The organism is Pseudarthrobacter sp. SSS035, from assembly GCF_023273875.1.
Classification (GTDB): Bacteria; Actinomycetota; Actinomycetes; order Actinomycetales; family Micrococcaceae; genus Arthrobacter.
This window is the reverse complement of record NZ_CP096882.1, coordinates 346,583-364,848: the sequence shown is the minus strand read 5'-3', so window position 1 is coordinate 364,848 and position 18,266 is coordinate 346,583. Positions and strand designations below refer to the sequence as shown.

The following is an 18,266-nucleotide window of genomic DNA, read 5'->3' as shown; positions in this document are numbered from 1 at the left end:
ACTCCTGTGCACAGTCAGCGAGAAGCCGAGCTAGAGTCACTGCAAATCGCAGCCCTGCCCCACGTGATCAGGCTCGCCTGGGGGCTGGGCGCGGCCACAAACCGCGGCCCGAAGCCCAAATACACCACCGACCGGATCCTGGGCGAGGCGATCCGAATCGCCGACGAAGACGGGCTCGAAGGGCTGTCGATGGCGTCCCTCGCTGCACCGCTTGGCCTCGCAGCCACCGCGTTGTACCGGTACGTCGATTCGAAGGAGACGCTCATCGAGCTGATGGTCGACCGTGCCGTCGGCCACCCGCCGTCGACCGAGCCGTCAAGCGAGTGGAGCCGCGATGCCCGAAACTGGGCCGTCGCCCTGCTCGATGCTTACGTCCGCCACCCGTGGTTGAGCGACGTCGTGGTCACGGGGATGCCCCGTACACCCAACAGCCTGGAGTGGATCGAGTCCCTGCTCAACACTCTTGCCGGCTCGCCGCTGTCCCAATCCGCGCAACTGAGTGCAACGCTGCTGCTTCAGGGGATCGTGCGGAACCATGCGGCGCTGATGCGGAGTGTTTCGTCCGGCGCGAGTGCCGCCGACTCGTTCATGGCACTGCTCCCGGCCCTCGGCGCACGCGCCTACCCCCGACTGACTGCGGAATTGCAACGAGAGTGGAACAACGTCTCAGACGAGTTCGACTTCGCCGTGGCCACCGTGATCCGGGGCCTGGCCGCTCAGGGTTGACGCCCAGCCGTGCCCCGACGCGTATCTCCGGATCGGCGACAGCCCACCCCTGGGGATAGGGTGTCTTTATGACTGTTTTTGCCGTTGAGTATGTGTACGCCGCCGATTCCTCCGCCGTCCGTGATGATCACCGCCCCGCGCACCGAGCCTGGCTGGCGGGTCTGGCGGACGGGGGCCAGCTGCTGACCAGCGGACCCTACGGTGACGGGGCAGGCGCCCTGCTGATCTTCAAGGTCCAGGAAGAAACCCAGCTGAACGATCTCCTCAAGCAGGACCCGTTCGCCGTCGCCGGCACCATTGCCGGGATCCGGACAACCGAGTGGACCCCCGTGATCGGCCTCCTGGCCGCGCACGCCTCCTGATTCCCGGACCCTTTTCACTACCGAAACACCTACCCAAGGAGTCCACGTGACCTCGGTCAGCCTGGGAATGCCGTCAGCACCGCCGCCCGTCCTCGCCCCCCGCCGCAAGACGCGGCAGATCAAGGTGGGTTCCGTCGGGGTCGGTTCGGACTCGCCCATCAGTGTGCAGTCCATGACCACCACGCCCACCACGGACATCAACGCCACCCTGCAGCAGATCGCGGAACTCACCGCCTCCGGTTGCGACATCGTGCGCGTGGCCTGCCCGTCGGCCGATGATGCAGAGGCGCTGCCCATCATCGCTCGCAAGTCCCAGATCCCTGTCATTGCGGACATCCACTTCCAGCCGAAGTATGTCTTCGCGGCGATTGAGGCCGGCTGCGCGGCAGTGCGGGTGAACCCTGGCAATATCCGCAAGTTCGATGACCAGGTCAAGGAAATCGCCCGCGCGGCGAAGGACCACGGGACCTCCATCCGGATCGGCATCAACGCCGGATCGCTGGAGCCCGGCATCCTGAAGAAGTATGGCAAGGCCACCCCCGAGGCACTCGTGGAATCCGCCGTCTGGGAAGCGTCGCTGTTCGAAGAGCACGGTTTCAGCGACTTCAAGATCTCGGTCAAGCACAACGACCCGGTCATTATGGTTGCTGCCTACGAGATGCTGGCTGAGCAGGGCGACTGGCCCCTGCACCTGGGCGTCACTGAAGCCGGCCCCGCCTTCCAGGGCACCATCAAGTCCGCCACAGCCTTCGGGGCGCTCCTGGCCAAGGGCATCGGCGACACCATCAGGGTTTCCCTGTCGGCGCCTCCGGTGGAGGAAATCAAGGTGGGCAACCAGATCCTCCAGTCCCTGAACCTGCGTCCGCGCAAACTGGAAATCGTCTCCTGCCCGTCATGCGGCCGTGCACAGGTGGACGTGTACACCCTTGCGGAACAGGTCACCGCAGGGCTGGAAGGCATGGAAATTCCGCTCCGCGTGGCAGTGATGGGCTGTGTTGTCAACGGACCGGGCGAAGCCCGCGAAGCCGATCTGGGTGTGGCGTCCGGCAATGGCAAGGGGCAGATCTTTGTGAAGGGCCAAGTCATTAAGACTGTGCCTGAGAGCGAGATTGTTGAGACACTGATCGAAGAGGCCATGCGCATAGCTGAAGAGATGGGGGAGGCCGATGGCGAAGATGCTGTCAAGGGTAGCCCCGTGGTTAGCGTCTCATAAGGAGGACGCCGCGCCGGCGGGAACATCCGTCCGGACCCTCGCCGGCGCGGACACCGCTGCCCTGCGGCGCCTGGCGTCGCAGGATCCGGTGGCCAATGTCTTTATCCTGGCGCACCTCCGGGCGGCTGGCTCTGCCGCGCCCACTGCTGGTGGTGCCGGCGTCCTGGGAGTTTTCGACGACGGCATCCTGGTCGGCGCGTGCTGGGCAGGGGCAAACCTGGTCCCGGTCCAGCTTGACCCCGAATTTGCCGGGCTAGTCGCTGCCGCAGCAAGCAATTCCGGCCGCCGATTCGCCTCCGCCTTTGGCCCCGCAGATGCCGTCCTTGCCCTCCATGCTGAGCTGGCTGAACTGGGGCATGCGGCCCACGAGGTGCGGGATGAGCAGCCGCTGATGACGCTGTGCGGTCCGCCGTCGGTGGAGCCGAACGCGGATCTGGGGCTTGGCCGGCTGGCCGATTTTGACCGGATCCTTCCTGCCTGCGCCGCCATGTTCGAAGAGGAAGTGGGCTACTCGCCGTTCCTCGGAGGCAAGGAGTTCTACAGCCGCCGCGTGGAAGGCCTCATCCGGCAAGGCCATTCATTGGCACACGTCAACGACTCCGGCGACGTTGTGTTCAAGGCCGAGCTGGGAGCTGTGACGGCCGACGTCACGCAGATCCAGGGTGTATGGATGAACCCCGGCTACCGCGGACAGGGTCTGAGCGCCGGCTACATGGCTGCCGTGGTGGAGAAGGCGCGCACGCTTGCCCCCGTCACCAGCCTGTATGTCAACGGCTTCAACCTCCGGGCGCGGTCCACGTACGAGCGCGTGGGCTTCCGCCAGGTTGGCACCTTCGCTACGGTTCTGTTCTAGCCGCCAGGTCGCTGGCCTCAGCGTCGCCGCCTTTCAGGCCACCCGCCGCCGGTTCACCCGTCAGCTTTCAGGTCACCCGTCAGGTAATGCTGGACGTTCGGCGCCACGAGCCGCACAACGTCGTCGGGCGAGGCAGACGCGAGCGGTTCCAGCCGCACCACATACCGGACCAGCATCACCCCAACCATCTGCGTGGCCACAAGGTTTCCGCGCATGGCCACTTCTCCGGGCGGGCCGGGGACTCCTGCCATGATCCGGCCGAGGATGGTCCGCTGCACCAGTTCCCGCAGCAGCAACGTCTTGGCCTTGGAGCCGATGGTTCCCCTGAGGAAGGCCACCAGACTGTGCTGGGCCGGGCTCTCCCACAAGCGCAGCACGGCCCGCACGATCGCCTCTGCCCGGTCCTCTGGCAAGTAGCCGTCGACGCCTGCCAGGACCTTCTCCGGGTCGGCCGGCAGTGCCACACTCAGCGCAAAAAGCTCGTCCTTGCCCTTGAAGAAATGGTGGACCATTGCGGGGTCCACGCCGGTTTCCCGGGCGATCTGGCGCAGGCTGGTCCCTTCGAAGCCGTGTTCGGCGAAAAGCCTCCGGGCTGTGTCCAGGATCTGTTCCCTCGACTCGGTGGCCCCGCCGCGCCGGCCCCGCCGTCCCGTACCAGCCGCGCCGCCTCTGGGACCCGGGGCGCCCGCCGGATCATGCTGTCCGTTCACGCGGTCCGCCGCCGCAGGGTCAGGGATGCGAGCACCAGGACCGCCAGGACAATGGCCACGATGACTCCGGCATCCATCCACAGCTGGTCTGTGGGCTCGGTGTTGGCGGCGATCTCCTGCAGTGCATCCACCGAAAAAGTCAGTGGAAGGACATTCGACACAGCCTCGAGGGCCTCGTTCATCCTTTCGCGGGCCACAAAGAGGCCACAGAGCAGGATCTGCGGGACTACCACCACCGGCATGAACTGCACGGCCTGGAATTCCGTCCGGGCGAAGGCCGAACAGAGCAGCCCCAGCGCGACGCCAAGAACCGCATTGATCACGGCAATCATGACCACCAGTCCCGGGCTGCCTTGGATGTCGAGCCCGAAGATCCAGTAGGCGACGGCGGCAGCCACCAGCGACTGCAGGGCGGCCATGATGGAAAATGCCAGCCCGTAGCCGAACAGCAGGTCCGCCTTGTGGATGGGAGTGGTCAGCAGCCGTTCCAGGGTTCCAGAGGTGCGTTCCCGCAGCATCGTGATGGACGTAACCAGGAACATAACCACAAACGGGAAGATCGCCAGCATCATCAGGCCAACCCGGTCAAAAGTCCTGGGCATACCCGGCGGCAGCGTTTCATTCTCATAGAGAAAGTACACGGCGGTGAGCAGCAGCGCAGGGACCACCAGGATCAGCGCGATGCTGCGGTGGTCGTGCCGGAGCTGGTCCAGGACGCGCCGGGTGGTGGCCAATAGCATCAACAGGTTCATGACCGTACCGTCCTTTCGGGGGAACCGCTGGGCACTTCGGCGGTGTCCTGGATGATGTGCAGGAAAGCCTTCTCCAGATCGGCACTGTGCCCGCGTTGACTCAATTCCGCCGGCGTCAGCTGCGCCAGGAGCTTTCCTTCCCGCAGCAGGAGGAGTGATCCGCAATGGCTGGCTTCCTCCATCACATGGCTGGAAACCAGCAGGGTGGTCCCGGACTCGGCCATGGACCGGAAACGGTCCCACAGGTCAGCCCGGAGCACCGGATCAAGGCCCACGGTTGGCTCATCCAGGACCAGCAGGCTCGGGCGAGCCACCAGGGCACAGGCCAACGACACCCGGCTCAGCTGTCCGCCGGAGAGGTCACCGGTTTTCTGCCTGGCCTGCGGATCAAGCCCGACGGCGGCGATCGCCTCTGCGGCCTCGGCGCGGCCCTTGCGGTGCATGGCGCCGAAGTAGCGGACATTGGCTTCGACCGTGAGGTCCGGATACACGCTGGGGGACTGGGTCACGTAACCCACCCGGTGTCGCAGGTCAGGGTGCCCGGCGGGCAGCCCCAGCACTTGGACCGAGCCGGACGTGAGCATCTGGACGCCCATGATGGCCCGCATGAGCGTGGTTTTGCCGCTGCCGGACGGGCCCAGCAGCCCGGTGATCTCGCCTGCCTGGATGGCAAAGTCCAAGCCGCGCAGGACGGTAACCTTTCCCCGTGTGACGTGCAGGGTGGTGGCGGCCACAGCGATGCTGGCTTCCGTGGCGGCCGGGGCGGTAGCTGCTGAATGGGACATTAATGCCTCCGAATGCTGGGAGTCCGCGTTTGAATTCACCAGGTGATGAATTCAAACTAGACCTGCCAAAGGCGGCCGTCAATTACTTCGAATGGAAAAACTCTTGTGGATGTGTCGGCTATCACATATGTTCGATCTAGCTGCGCTGGAGTGGGTGGGCGGTCTCACCAGTCCTCACCAGTACCTAGGCGTCAACGGCCATGGAGCCACGTCCGCATGTAATGACCAGCCGTTTACGGCCAGGGGCTTTGCATGCCGGGCGTGGCTCTATTGCGTCCCGCCCCCGCGGCTCTGGCCCGGCTCAGGTTCCGCCGCCTGGCGTGCCGTGGATAGCCGGTAGATTAGTACCCAGAAGAATTGCCCGGCTCTGCTTTCCAGCAGCTACTCCCCAGAAACGGATAACCCACCCGTGGTCACAAGAATGTCCAAGCTTTTCCTGCGCACCTTGCGTGAAGATCCCGTCGACGCTGAGGTCGCCAGCCACCGGCTCCTGGTCCGGGCCGGCTACATCCGCCGCGCGGCGCCCGGCATCTACACCTGGCTTCCGCTGGGGCTGAGCGTGCTGCGCAAGGTCGAGGCAGTCGTCCGCGAGGAAATGGACGCCATCGGTGCCCAGGAAGTCCACTTCCCGGCGCTGCTGCCGCGCGAGCCCTACGAGGTCACTAACCGCTGGACGGAATACGGCGAGGGTCTGTTCCGGCTCCAGGACCGTAAGGGTGCCGACTACCTGCTGGCCCCCACGCACGAGGAAATGTTCACGCTTCTGGTCAAGGACCTGTACTCGTCCTACAAGGACCTGCCCCTGAGCCTGTATCAGATCCAGAACAAATACCGCGACGAAGCACGCCCCCGCGCGGGCCTGCTGCGCGGCCGCGAGTTCATCATGAAGGATTCCTACTCCTTCGACGTGGACGACGCCGGCCTGGACGCCAGCTACGCCGCCCACCGTGGCGCCTACCTGAAGATCTTTGCGCGCCTGGGCCTGGAAGTCATTCCCGTTGCGGCCACCGCCGGCGCCATGGGTGGGTCCAAGAGCGAAGAGTTCCTGCACCCCACCGAGATCGGCGAAGACACTTTCGTGCGCTCCGCCGGCGGCTATGCAGCCAACGTTGAGGCCGTCACCACCGTTGTTCCGGCCGACATCGACTTCAGCAACGCCCCTGCCGCCGAGGTCCTCGATACCCCGAACACTCCCACCATCGACACGCTGGTTGCCGCGTCCAACGAACTGGCTCCCCGGAGCGAGGCCGACGGCGGCGCGTGGACTGGCGCCGACACCCTCAAGAACGTGGTTCTTGCCGTCACCCTGCCCACTGGTGAGCGCCAGCTTGTGGTCATCGGACTGCCGGGTGACCGCGGCGTTGACTTGAAGCGTGTGGAAGCCAACCTCGGTTCCTTCCTACCCATCGGCGGCGAGATCACGATCGAAGCAGCCAACGACGACGACCTCAAGAAGCAGCCCCTCATCGTCAAGGGCTACCTTGGACCCGGCCTGACGCTGGACCAACCCCTGCTGGGCAGCGAAAGCTCAACCAAGCTCCTCTACCTGGTGGATCCCCGCGTTGTCAGCGGCACGGCCTGGATCACCGGGGCCAACGAAGCCGGAAAGCACGTGTACGGCCTGGTCGCCGGCCGCGACTTCACCTGGGACGGCGTCATCGAGTGCACCGACGTCCGCGAGGGTGACCCGGCCCCGGACGGCTCCGGTCCGCTGGAGACGGCCCGCGGCATCGAAATGGGCCACATCTTCCAGCTGGGCCGCAAGTACGCTGAGGCCCTCGAACTGAAGGTCCTGGACCAGAACGGCAAGCAGGTGGTGGTTACCATGGGCTCCTACGGTGTTGGTGTCACCCGTGCCGTCGCCGCACTGGCCGAATCCAACCACGATGACAAGGGTCTGGTCTGGCCCCGCGCCGTTGCCCCCGCCGATGTCCATGTAGTGGCTGTCGGCCGCGGCGAGGAAATCTTTGCCACCGCCGAGCAGCTGGCCCTGGAACTCGAGGCCGCTGGCCTGGACGTCATCTACGATGACCGGCCGAAGGTCTCCCCGGGCGTAAAGTTCGGCGATGCGGAACTCGTCGGCGTCCCCACCATCCTGGCCGTCGGCCGCGGCCTGGTGGACGGCGTTGTCGAGATCAAGGACCGCCGCAGCGGCGAAGCGGAGAACGTGGCCGTGGACAAGGCCGTTGACTATGTGGTCACCGCCGTCCGCAGCTGACCTGCGGCGGTGATTTCCGGGTTCGAGTCGATCCAGCTCACCACGATCATCCTGATTGTGGTGGCTGGATTTGCTGCCGGCTGGGTGGACGCCGTGGTGGGCGGCGGCGGTCTGCTCCAGCTGCCGGCCATGCTGCTGGTACCCGGGATTACGCCGGTCCAGGCCTTGGCCACCAACAAGATGGGGTCAATTTTCGGCACCGCCACGAGTGCTGTGACGTACTACGGTCGGGTGAAACCGGACCTTCGGACAGCCGTGCCCATGGCGGTGATCGCCCTTGCCGGGAGTTTCGCCGGGGCGGTGCTGGCCGCCACGCTGCCGGCGAGTGTCTTCAAGCCGATCATCGTGGTGGCGCTGGTCGTCGTGGCGCTTTTTACGGCGCTGAAGCCCAACGTCGGTGACCTCACCGTGCTGCGGCACGATGGCCGCACGCACTACGTGGTGGCATGCATGATCGGGGCCGTGATTGGCTTCTATGACGGCCTGATTGGACCGGGCACCGGCTCCTTCCTCATCATCGCGCTCGTCTCGGCGATGGGCTATGCCTTCCTGGAGGCAAGCGCCAAAGCCAAGATCGTGAACATGGCCACGAACGCCGGCGCCCTGCTGTTCTTCCTGCCCCATGGGTCAATCCTCTGGGGTGTCGGGCTGCTGCTGGGCCTGGCCAACATGGCCGGCGGCTACCTGGGCGCGCGGACTGCCGTGAAGCAGGGTAGCCGCTTCATCCGCGTTGTATTCCTGCTGGTGGTGGGCGCCCTGATCATCAAACTCGGCGTCGACGTCTGGCAGGAAAACTTCGCCTGACCGGGTGGCGGAAACCGCGTAGCCTGTATCCGTCGCAGCCCTGCTTGGCCGGGCGTACCATGCAGGTATGTCCGCAGGCGGGGAACCCTATTCGGAAGCGTTGTCAGCCGCGGCCCGTCGCGCCGGTGAGTGGCTGGCGAGCCTGCCGGACAGGCGCGTCGGGCCCGCCCAAAGCGCCCACGATCTCGCGGCTGCCTTCGGCGGACCCCTTCCCGAGCAAGGCATGTCTGCCGCAGCTGTGGTTGACTACCTGGCGGACAAGGCCGAACCGGGGCTGATGGCCATGCCCTCCGGGCGCTTTTTCGGCTGGGTGATCGGCGGAACGCTGCCCGCCGCCCTGGCAGCCGACTGGCTGGTCAGCGCGTGGGACCAGAACGCGGTGCTCCGCGTCTCCGCGCCTGCAATGGCGGCCATCGAGGACGCGGCCGGGCGCTGGCTCGTTGACCTTCTGGGCCTCCCGGACGGATCCGACGTCGGCTTTGTCACCGGAGCCACGATGGCCAACTTCGCCGGGTTGGCCGCCGCCCGCTGGAGCCTGCTCGCCGACGCCGGCTGGGACTTGGAGCGCGACGGGCTATTCGGCGCACCGCTCATCCGCTGTCTCGTCGGACAGGAACGCCACGACTCGGTCGATCTGGCCCTGCGGTATCTGGGGCTGGGGCGGCCAGCAACGGTACCGGCGGATCGGCAGGGCAGGATCCTTCCCGACGAGCTGGACCGGCAGCTGTCCGCAGCCACCGGCCCGGCGCTCGTGTGCCTCCAGGCCGGGAACCTGCACTCGGGAGCCTTCGATCCCTTCATCGAGGCTGTCGCCGTAGCGAAGTCCCACAGCGCCTGGGTCCATGTGGACGGGGCTTTCGGGCTCTGGGCCGCCGCCGTGCCCGAACTTGCCGCGCTTACCGACGGCATGGACTTGGCGGACTCGTGGGCCAGCGACGCGCATAAGACCCTCAATGTTCCCTACGACTGCGGCATAGCAGTGGTCAGGGACGCCGCAGCCTTGCGCTCGGCCATGGGCGTGCATGCCAGCTATCTGATCCGGGCCGCCGACGGTGCGGCCGACCCGCTTGAAAAGGTCCCCGAGCTCTCGCGCCGGGCCCGCGGTGTGCCAGTGTGGGCGGCGCTGAGGTCGCTTGGCCGGGAGGGCGTGGCGCACCAAGTCCGTGAGATGGTGCTGCTCGCCGGTCAACTGGCAGAACAACTCGCCGCACTCGAGGGCATCGAGGTGCTCAACACGGTGGACTATACGCAGGTTTCGCTCGCCTTCGGGGACGATGCCACCACACGCGCCGTGACAGCCCGGGTGATCGAGGACGGCAAGGTCTGGATGTCCGGTTCACGCTGGCAGGGCAGGGATGTCCTGCGCGTCTCGGTCAGTAACTGGAGCACTGACGCGGACGACGTCGGCACTGCCGTCGAGGCGGTCAGCTCCGCTTTGGCGGCTGTGCGGGCAGCGGGCTGACCGCCGGCGAGGCACAGTCCCGCCCGGGAGGCACCCATCGCTCAGCTGTCGCCCTGGCCCGGCTCAGGCAGGGCATGCGCAGAGGGGAGACCATCGAGGGTCCGTCCGGCAAGGGTGCTGGCCACCCAGAGTGACCGGGCCAGATCTCCCTGGTGGCGCGGCAAGGACGCGTAGCAGAGGGCGTTCTCCACTTCGCGTGCCACGGCCCACTGGCGCGCAGCTTCCGCGTCGAGGCCGGCCGCGGCGCTGAAGTCCTGGCACCGCCGCCTCAACCCTCCGGCCGGATCGCTCCGGGGCAGGTCGTCGAGGCGGTTCCACAGCAGCGGTGCCACCGCGAACTCCGGTTCGCCGATCATGGGCTGCGGGTCGATGGCGACAAAGGCCTCCCCGGGCAGCCCTCCGCTGATGGTGTGGGGCCGGGCCAGGATGTTCAGGAAATGCAGGTCCGTATGGACCAGGACATCGCGGCCCGAGCGGCGTCCAACGGCGCCGCGGGTCTGGCAGACTTCCAGGGCCGCCTCCAGTAGCCAGCGCGGGAACGGGCGGCCCTGCTGTTCCCAGTCGGCGGGCAGGTCATCGCTCCATTGTTCGGCCCGCCCGGCGATGTGATCGAACTCCTGCCACTGCGGCCGGCCGTCCGGCACCAGTCCCAACTGCCGCACGGTGCTGCCCCACGCCACCGCCGCTTGATCCAGCGGAAGGGTCTGGAGCGAGGAGTCCGCATTCAGCCGCTCAAGCAGCATGGCGCACGTTCCGGCGTCGGATTCCAACAGCCGGACGGCGCCGGAGCCGCCCCAGAGTGCCAGCGCATGGCGTTCCATCCGTGCCTCATCGTGGGGAAACGCGATTTTGAGCGCCGCCGGTGTCCCGTCCGTCCGGCGGACTGGAATCACCACGCCGCCGTGGCCATGCCACGGGAGCGCACCGGCTTCCAGGTCAACAGTCAGTTCCCAATGCTCCAGCCGCCCCTGCACCAGTCCCGGGAGGGAGGAAAGCCAGGCCCGTCCCGCGCTGCTGTGGCTGTAACGCCCGCTGAGGGCTGGCGGGATCGGCACGCCAATCTGGACACTCACAGGACGCCGCTTGCGCCAAGCAGGTTGCCGATGGAGAACGTGGCAGCCAGGGCCAAAGCCCCGCCCGCCACCACCCTGGCGGCGGCCCGCAGCTTCGAACCGCCGCCGATCCAGGCGCCCAGCGCCCCGGTGGCAGCGAGGGCCGCCAGCACGGCCGCGAACGTCAGGGGGACCCGGATGTTCTCCGGTGGCAGCAGGATGGCGGCCATCGGCAGGATGGCGCCGGTGACGAACGCAATTGCCGAAGCAAAGGCTGCATTCCAGGGGCTCGCAATGTCTGTTTCGTCGATGTTCAGTTCGGCGGAGAGGTGCGCGCCCAGGGCATCGTGGGCCGTCAGCTCCCGCGCTACTTTCCTTGCTGTGTCCAGGCTCAGCCCCTTGCCCTGGTAGATCGCCGCGAGTTCCTCCAGCTCTTCCTCCGGCTGTTCCTGCAGTTCCAGGCGTTCCTTTTCGATCAGGGCCCGCTGGCTGTCCTTCTGGCTGCTGACGGACACGTACTCGCCCAGGGCCATGGATACCGCTCCACCCACCAGGCCGGCCGTGCCGGCGACGAGGATCGGTCCGGACTGCGTGGTGACACCGGCGACGCCCACCACGATTGCGGCGACCGAGACGATGCCGTCATTGGCACCCAGCACGCCGGCTCGCAGCCAGTTCAGGCGCTGAGCGACGTCGTTTTGGTGGGGCTCATTCTCATGAAGGGCGGGGGCGCCGGCACTGTCCATGCCTCCAGCAAAGCATTAGTGCCTGCGCCTGGCCAGTGTGCCGTGCCTTGGCTACGAATTGCCGGGAGTGCTGGTTGTGGAAGTCCCGGGAGTTGATACAGGCTCCGGCAGTGGCGGCAGGAGTGCTTCGTCCAGGACCAGGCCGGGGACCGGGCCTGGCGACGCACGCCAATGGACGGTCCGCCGGGCCGCCGACTGAAGTGCCGAGAGTGCCCATACCCGTTCGCGCCCCTCGCTGAGCGCCACCACGTCGCCTAGTACCGGAAGTGTCCCCGACTCCAGGGTTCCCAGCCCATCTGCAGGGTCGGCCAGGAACGCCTGGCTCAGGACATAGCCGGGCTGCCTCGGGGGTACCGTGGCGCAGCGGGACCTGCCCATGGCCTCCGCTTCGCCCCGGAGGACGCCGTGCTGGGCCAGGAAGATCGACGCCGGTGCAGCGGACCCGGAGTTAAGCCTGGTCAGCGCGGCCTGGTACGCGTAGACCAGTTCCAGCTCGCCCTGCACGGCCGAGGCCAAGGCTGAGCCGAGGTCCACGCCAGTGCTGGCGGCGGGGTCGGCTGCTTCGCTGGCACAGCCGGCTGCTGGAGCCGAAACGGGCAGGGTGTGCGCCGGCGATGCGGGGGAGGAGGGGCCGGAACCCGGAAGTGCAGCCAACGCGATCCCGGTCGCCGAGGCCAGGTCCTCTGCAGCCAGAAGCTGGGCAGTACCGGTCCCGGCGAGAAGGCGGGCCATGCCGCCGTCGGCCGTTTCGGCATCGTGGAGCCGCTGTGTCCCGCTTGCGTGGAGGGCAGCGGCGAAGTCCGCGGTGGTGGACGGCGGCGTGACAGTGGACGGGGCAGGGACGGTGGTCAGCGCCGTGGACGGGGCACGGACGGGGGCAGTAGCCGCGCCGTCCAGGGCAGGATCGCCGGCCGCATCAGCCGGCAGCATCAACGCCCGGGCCTGGACAGTCAGCAAAGTCACAATCCGGGCCAGGGCGGCCGCCTGTGGGGCCGGCGCAGTGGCGCCGGCAGTGCCTTCGAGGTCCAGGCCAGCGGCCCTGAGGGTCAGGGAATCCGCGAACGCGGAGGCCCTTGCCTGCTCGGAAAACGGCGGCGCCGCAGGCGGGGACGGTTCGCGGGGGATGAGCACCAATCCGAGGCTCACCACCAGAAGCGCGGCCAGCGCAAAAACGGCGTACTGGAAATAACGCCTGCGGCGGCCGGTTTCCTGCGTGTCGTCTTTCACAACAGACCATGTTCTCACGCCTGATGCGAATCTTCGTGCACCACTGTGGCTGGAAAATCGTTAGGCTAGTAGTCACAACATCATCTATTGGAAGGCGGCCGGCATCGTGAGTAATGCAGAAGCCACGACTTCATCAGACGCTACCGGAACGGGTACCGCTGTTGCTGCGCCCGCCAACAATCCCGAAGCCGTCAGGCTCCGGGCGCTGCTGGAACCGGCGGTCCAGGCCAACCGCCTGTACCTCGAGGACGTGTCCATCCTGGCCGGTTCACACCGAGTGGTCCACGTGGTGGTTGACCTGCCGCAGGAGGAAACCGGCGGCGTAAACCTCGATGTCATCGCGGACATCTCCAGGGTCCTCTCCGACGTCCTGGACAATGATCCCGCAGACGACGGGCGCCCCTACGACCTCGAGGTTTCCTCCCCGGGCGTCGCGCGTCCCCTCACCGAAGTCCGGCACTGGCACCGCGCCCGGGGCCGGATGGTCAAGGTCAACGTCATCCAGGGCGAAAACGTCACCGGCAGGGTCCAGTCCGTGGACGAGTCCGGCGTCACCATCATCCCGGAGATCGCCGTCAAGAAGGGCATGAAGCCCAAGCAGGGCGAGCCCCAAATTCTTCCTTTCGACAGGATCCGCAACGGAAAAGTCGAGATCGAATTCAGCCACCTCGAAGAAGCTGGTCTGGAACCTGAGCACAATGGACCTTCTGAGGAGGCCTGATGGATATTGACATGAGCGCGCTGAGACTACTGGAGCGTGAGCGCGAAATTCCGCTGGACCTCCTGATCCCCACCATCGAGCAGGCGCTCCTGGTGGCGTACCACAAATCGCCCGGAGCCTTCGAGAAGGCCCGGGCCGAGCTGGACCGCAAGAGCGGCCACGTAACCATCTGGGCCGTGGAGATCGACGACGACGGCGCCCCCATTGGCGAGTTCGAGGACACGCCTGCGGGCTTCGGCCGTATCGCGGCGAGCACCGCACGCCAGATCATCCTGCAGCGCCTGCGCGACGTCGAGGACGACGCCATCCTGGGTGAGTTCAAGGGCCGCGAGGGTGAACTTGTGGCCGGCCTGATCCAGCAGGGCAACAACCCGCACATGATCCAGGTCAACCTGGGTTCGGTGGAGGCCCTGCTGCCGCCGCCCGAACAGGTGCCGGGGGAGAAGTACATCCACGGCAACCGGCTCCGCGCCATCGTTATCGATGTCCACCGCGGCACCAAGGGCCCGTCCGTCACCCTGTCCCGTTCACACCCGGGCCTCGTCCGGAAGCTCTTCGAACTGGAGGTCCCGGAGATCGCGGACCGCTCGGTGGAGATCGTGGCACTGGCCCGCGAGGCCGGCCACCGTACCAAGATCGCGGTCAAGGCCCACACCCAGGGCATCAACGCCAAGGGCGCCTGCATCGGCGAAATGGGTTCCCGCGTCCGCGCCGTTATGACGGAACTGAACGACGAAAAAATCGACATCGTCGACTTCAGCGAGGATCCGGCAACGTTTATTGCCAGTGCACTTTCCCCGTCGCGTGTGAATTCGGTCACCATCGTGGACGAGGCCACCCGCTCCGCGCGTGTGGTGGTCCCGGACTACCAGCTCTCGCTGGCCATCGGCAAAGAGGGTCAGAACGCCCGGCTGGCGGCCAAGCTGACGGGCTGGCGGATCGATATCGTCTCGGACGCTGCCCCTCCGCGCGAAAGCTAATCCGGTTCCGGGGCGGCGGCCGGCGGCGGATGCCTTCGGCCGAAGCCCCGGTTTCGGGCAGAACTGGCCCGAGGGGCTAGAATAGACATGACCGCGCCTAACGGCCGGTATTCGTGTGCCCTGAGAATTCCCGTTCCGCCGATGCGGGTGGGGCCTCAAGGCCGGCAGTTATGAACGTCAGGAAGATACTCACCGTGGCAGAAGTGCTTCACACCGAGGATCAACCGCAGCGTACCTGCATCGGATGCCGGAAAAAGGCTCCGCGGTCTGAGTTACTCCGGCTCGTCGCCGAAGGCAGCGGTTCCACCGCAGTGCTGGTAGACGAACGACGCCGGATGGCTGGCAGGGGTGCATGGCTGCACTCCAGCGAAGCGTGCCTGGCCCTGGCGGTCAAACGGCGAGCATTCGGAAGGGCCCTCAACGGCGCAACCGGGTCCACCGCCGTCGAACGCCGGATCATGGCAGGCAAGCAGGAAGCCGGCCCGTTGCAGGTACCCCTGGTAGCTGCAGCAAAAACCGTCCAACCTGAAAGCGGGTCAGAAAACTGATGGAAACCCGATGAGTTCCCAGCGATGAGTGCGCAACGATGACAACTTTGTTGCGCTCTGCAATGGGCCCTGTAGTTGCACCCGCGGCTGGGGCCCGCAGTAAGAAGTAGACGGTTCGTGCCTGGCTCGGTGCGGACCGAGACAGGAGAAATGTGGCCAAGGTCCGCGTACACGAGCTTGCTAAAGAGCTCGGTATTACTTCCAAAGATGCAGTAACCAAACTGCAGGAACTGGGCGAATTCGTTCGCTCCGCCTCTTCAACCATTGAGGCCCCGGTGGTGCGGAAACTCCGCAACGCCTACCCCGACGCAGCTGCCAAGACCGCAGCTCCGGCAGCCGCGCCCAAGGCGCCTGCCCCGTCGGCCGACACACGACCCGCAGCACCTGCTCCGGGCCCCGCAGCTCCCTCAGCCCCGGCGGCACCAGCTGCTGCGGCTCCGGCTCCGGCTGCACCCGCTCCCGTTTCGGCAGCCCCTTCAGCCCCGGCGGCACCAGCTGCTCCGGCTGCAAGTGCACCGTCCACCGGCGCAAAGCCCGGTGCCCGTCCGGCACCGAAGGCTGAAGCCCCGGCTGCACCGACCCGCTCCGGCGGATCAGCGCAGGGTGGTTCGCAGGGCGGCTCCGCACCGCGTCCCGGCGGTCCTCGTCCGGGCAACAACCCGTTCGCCACGTCCCAGGGCATGCCCCGCGGCCGCGGTGGCGACGGAGAGCGTGCTCCCCGTCCGGGCAACAACCCGTTCGCTCCTTCGCAGGGCATGCCCCGCTCCGGTGGCCGTCCCGACGGCGACCGTCCCGGTGGTCCGCGCCCCGCAGCCGGTGCAGGCGGCCCCCGTCCCGGTGGTCCGCGTCCCGCAGCCGGTGCTGGTGGCCCCCGTCCGGCTGCTGGCTCAGGTGGACCCCGTCCGGGTGCACCCCGTCCCGCGGGTGCCGGTGGAAACCGTCCTACTCCGGGCATGATGCCCAACCGCACTGAGCGTCCCGCACCCGCTGGTGCAGGCCGTCCCGGTGGCGGCGCCCGTGGTCCCGGACGTCCGGGTGGCGCTCCAGGCACCGGTGGCGCACCGGGTGCCGGTGGCGGCGCTCCGGCCGGCGGTGGCTTCGGCAAGGGTGGCCGCGGTCGCGGTGGCACCCAGGGTGCCTTTGGTAAGGGCGGCGCAGGCCGTGGCAAGCAGCGCAAGTCGAAGCGTGCCAAGCGCCAGGAACTCGAGCAGATGAGTGCCCCTTCGCTGGGTGGCGTGAGCGTACCCCGCGGCGACGGCAACACCGTAGTCCGGCTTCGCCGTGGCTCGTCCATCACGGACTTCGCCGACAAGATCGAGGCAAACCCCGCAGCACTGGTGACGGTCCTCTTCCACCTCGGCGAAATGGCCACGGCCACGCAGTCGCTGGATGAGGAGACCTTCGCACTGCTCGGCGAGGAGCTCGGCTACAAGCTCCAGGTTGTCTCGCCGGAGGACGAGGAGCGCGAGCTGCTCTCCGGCTTCGACATCGACTTCGAAGCAGAGCTCGAAGCCGAAGGCGACGACGACCTCGAGGCACGTCCTCCGGTTGTCACCGTCATGGGCCACGTTGACCACGGTAAAACCCGCCTGCTCGATGCCATCCGCAAGTCCGACGTTATGGCGGGCGAGCACGGCGGCATCACGCAGCACATCGGTGCTTACCAGGTCACGCACACCCACGAAGACATCGATCGTAAGATCACCTTCATCGATACTCCGGGCCACGAGGCGTTCACCGCCATGCGTGCCCGTGGTGCGAAGGTCACCGACATCGCCATCCTGGTGGTCGCAGCGGACGACGGCGTAATGCCGCAGACCGTTGAGGCACTCAACCACGCGCAGGCAGCAAATGTGCCGATCGTGGTTGCTGTGAACAAGATCGACAAGGAAGGCGCCAACCCGGAGAAGGTCCGCGGCCAGCTGACCGAGTACGGCCTGGTTCCCGAAGAATACGGTGGCGACACCATGTTCGTGGAGGTCTCTGCCCGCCAGAACCTCAACATTGACGAGCTGCTCGAGGCTGTCCTGCTCACCGCGGACGCTGCCCTGGACATGCGCGCCAACCCGAACAAGGACGCCCGCGGTATCGCGATCGAAGCCAACCTGGACAAGGGCCGCGGTTCCGTGGCCACCGTCCTGGTGCAGTCCGGCACCCTGCGTGTCGGTGACACGATCGTGGCCGGTACGGCTCACGGCCGCGTCCGCGCCATGTTCGACGACGACGGCAGTGTCCTGACCGAGGCCGGCCCGTCCCGCCCCGTGCAGGTTCTGGGTCTGTCCAACGTGCCGCGCGCCGGCGACACCTTCTTTGTGACCGCTGACGAGCGCACCGCCCGCCAGATCGCCGAGAAGCGTGAAGCAGCCGACCGCAACGCCGCCCTCGCCAAGCGCCGCAAGCGCATCAGCCTGGAAGACTTCGACCAGGCGGTGGCCGACGGCAAGATCGACACCCTCAACCTCATCCTCAAGGGTGACGTGTCCGGTGCCGTGGAAGCCCTCGAAGACGCACTGCTCAAGATCGACGTCGGCGAAGGCGTACAACTGCGCGTCATCCACCGCGGCGTTGGTGCCATCACGCAGAACGACGTCAACCTGGCAACGGTCGACAGTGCCGTTATCATCGGCTTCAACGTCAAGCCTGCCGAGCGGGTTGCCGAACTGGCAGACCGCGAAGGCGTGGACATGCGCTTCTACTCCGTCATCTACGCAGCAATCGATGACATCGAGATGGCCCTCAAGGGCATGCTCAAGCCGGAGTACGAAGAGGTCCAGCTGGGCACCGCCGAGGTCCGCGAAGTCTTCCGCTCTTCCAAGTTCGGAAACATCGCCGGTTCCATCGTTCGCTCGGGCATCATCCGACGCAACACGAAGGCCCGCATCAGCCGCGACGGCAAGATCATCGGTGAGAACCTCACCGTTGAGACGCTCAAGCGCTTCAAGGACGACGCCACTGAGGTCCGCACGGACTTCGAGTGTGGTATCGGTCTTGGTTCGTTCAACGACATCACCGAGGGCGACATCATCGAGACCTTCGAGATGCGCGAAAAGCCGCGCGTCTAAGTCGGTTTAGTTCTACAGGGTCGGGGTCGTTGGGTTTTTCCCGGC

Annotated in this window: 17 protein-coding genes; 11 read left to right on the top strand and 6 right to left on the bottom strand. The window is 66.6% G+C overall.

Features of this window, described 5'->3' with window-relative positions; genetic code table 11:
* The first annotated feature begins 6 nt into the window (after nucleotides 1-6).
* The 4 genes from MUN23_RS01700 to MUN23_RS01685 all read left to right on the top strand — a co-directional run bounded on the left by MUN23_RS01700 (nucleotide 7) and on the right by MUN23_RS01685 (nucleotide 3,154).
* Entirely contained in the window at nucleotides 7-726 is a 720-nt protein-coding gene (locus tag MUN23_RS01700) for a TetR/AcrR family transcriptional regulator (RefSeq protein WP_248761802.1), read from the top strand.
* Between the two features lie 68 nt (nucleotides 727-794).
* Nucleotides 795-1,088 carry a YciI family protein gene (locus tag MUN23_RS01695; protein WP_248761801.1) on the top strand — a complete coding sequence of 98 codons (294 nt, stop codon included), beginning with the start codon at nucleotides 795-797 and terminating at the stop codon, nucleotides 1,086-1,088.
* Nucleotides 1,089-1,134: 46 nt separating this feature from the next.
* On the top strand, nucleotides 1,135-2,301 hold the full coding sequence (gene ispG / locus MUN23_RS01690) for a flavodoxin-dependent (E)-4-hydroxy-3-methylbut-2-enyl-diphosphate synthase (protein WP_248761800.1): 1,167 nt from the start codon (nucleotides 1,135-1,137) through the stop codon (nucleotides 2,299-2,301).
* The gene (locus MUN23_RS01685; RefSeq protein ID WP_248763959.1) at nucleotides 2,264-3,154 is read left to right on the top strand and encodes a GNAT family N-acetyltransferase; all 891 of its coding nucleotides are present in this window, start codon (nucleotides 2,264-2,266) and stop codon (nucleotides 3,152-3,154) included. The genes ispG and MUN23_RS01685 overlap by 38 nt, the downstream gene beginning before the upstream one ends.
* 53 nt (nucleotides 3,155-3,207) lie before the next feature.
* Here MUN23_RS01685 and MUN23_RS01680 read toward each other — a convergent pair whose 3' ends face one another.
* From MUN23_RS01680 to MUN23_RS01670, 3 genes are read right to left on the bottom strand one after another with little or no spacing between them, the layout of a single operon-like run.
* Nucleotides 3,208-3,864: a TetR family transcriptional regulator gene (locus MUN23_RS01680; RefSeq protein WP_371875962.1), complete on the bottom strand. Its 657-nt coding sequence runs from the start codon at nucleotides 3,862-3,864 to the stop codon at nucleotides 3,208-3,210.
* Nucleotides 3,861-4,604: an ABC transporter permease gene (locus tag MUN23_RS01675; protein WP_248763957.1), complete on the bottom strand. Its 744-nt coding sequence runs from the start codon at nucleotides 4,602-4,604 to the stop codon at nucleotides 3,861-3,863. Before MUN23_RS01675 ends, MUN23_RS01680 begins: the two co-directional genes overlap by 4 nt.
* Before the next feature lie 8 nt (nucleotides 4,605-4,612).
* Nucleotides 4,613-5,401: an ABC transporter ATP-binding protein gene (locus MUN23_RS01670; protein ID WP_248761799.1), complete on the bottom strand. Its 789-nt coding sequence runs from the start codon at nucleotides 5,399-5,401 to the stop codon at nucleotides 4,613-4,615.
* Between the two features lie 409 nt (nucleotides 5,402-5,810).
* On the opposite strand from MUN23_RS01670, the gene MUN23_RS01665 reads away from it, so the two are divergent.
* The 3 genes from MUN23_RS01665 (at nucleotide 5,811) to MUN23_RS01655 (ending at nucleotide 9,885) form a co-directional block, all read left to right on the top strand.
* A complete protein-coding gene (locus MUN23_RS01665) occupies nucleotides 5,811-7,619 on the top strand; it encodes a proline--tRNA ligase (RefSeq protein WP_248761798.1) in 1,809 nt (602 codons plus the stop codon).
* A gap of 9 nt (nucleotides 7,620-7,628) precedes the next feature.
* Nucleotides 7,629-8,423 (top strand): TSUP family transporter, encoded by a 795-nt coding sequence (locus MUN23_RS01660; RefSeq protein WP_248761797.1) that lies wholly within the window; start codon nucleotides 7,629-7,631, stop codon nucleotides 8,421-8,423.
* A gap of 67 nt (nucleotides 8,424-8,490) precedes the next feature.
* Nucleotides 8,491-9,885, top strand: coding sequence for a pyridoxal-dependent decarboxylase (locus MUN23_RS01655; protein WP_248761796.1), 1,395 nt, complete (start codon nucleotides 8,491-8,493; stop codon nucleotides 9,883-9,885).
* Nucleotides 9,886-9,926: 41 nt separating this feature from the next.
* Here MUN23_RS01655 and MUN23_RS01650 read toward each other — a convergent pair whose 3' ends face one another.
* The 3 genes from MUN23_RS01650 to MUN23_RS01640 are packed head-to-tail and all read right to left on the bottom strand — an operon-like array spanning nucleotide 9,927 to nucleotide 12,910.
* Nucleotides 9,927-10,958, bottom strand: coding sequence for an aminoglycoside phosphotransferase family protein (locus tag MUN23_RS01650; protein WP_248761794.1), 1,032 nt, complete (start codon nucleotides 10,956-10,958; stop codon nucleotides 9,927-9,929).
* The gene (locus MUN23_RS01645; RefSeq protein WP_248761792.1) at nucleotides 10,955-11,683 is read right to left on the bottom strand and encodes a VIT family protein; all 729 of its coding nucleotides are present in this window, start codon (nucleotides 11,681-11,683) and stop codon (nucleotides 10,955-10,957) included. The genes MUN23_RS01650 and MUN23_RS01645 overlap by 4 nt, the downstream gene beginning before the upstream one ends.
* 51 nt (nucleotides 11,684-11,734) lie before the next feature.
* Nucleotides 11,735-12,910: a DUF4439 domain-containing protein gene (locus MUN23_RS01640; RefSeq protein ID WP_248761791.1), complete on the bottom strand. Its 1,176-nt coding sequence runs from the start codon at nucleotides 12,908-12,910 to the stop codon at nucleotides 11,735-11,737.
* 106 nt (nucleotides 12,911-13,016) lie between these two features.
* Here MUN23_RS01640 and rimP point away from each other — a divergent pair, with 106 nt between their 5' ends.
* The 4 genes from rimP (at nucleotide 13,017) to infB (ending at nucleotide 18,221) form a co-directional block, all read left to right on the top strand.
* A complete protein-coding gene (gene rimP / locus MUN23_RS01635; protein ID WP_248761789.1) occupies nucleotides 13,017-13,631 on the top strand; it encodes a ribosome maturation factor RimP in 615 nt (204 codons plus the stop codon).
* Complete coding sequence (gene nusA, locus MUN23_RS01630; protein WP_248761788.1) at nucleotides 13,631-14,611, top strand: transcription termination factor NusA; 981 nt, start codon at nucleotides 13,631-13,633, stop codon at nucleotides 14,609-14,611. Before rimP ends, nusA begins: the two co-directional genes overlap by 1 nt.
* A 170-nt stretch (nucleotides 14,612-14,781) precedes the next feature.
* Entirely contained in the window at nucleotides 14,782-15,159 is a 378-nt protein-coding gene (locus MUN23_RS01625) for a YlxR family protein (RefSeq protein ID WP_248761787.1), read from the top strand.
* 152 nt (nucleotides 15,160-15,311) lie between these two features.
* Nucleotides 15,312-18,221, top strand: coding sequence for a translation initiation factor IF-2 (gene infB, locus MUN23_RS01620; RefSeq protein WP_248761786.1), 2,910 nt, complete (start codon nucleotides 15,312-15,314; stop codon nucleotides 18,219-18,221).
* The last annotated feature ends 45 nt before the right edge of the window (nucleotides 18,222-18,266 follow it).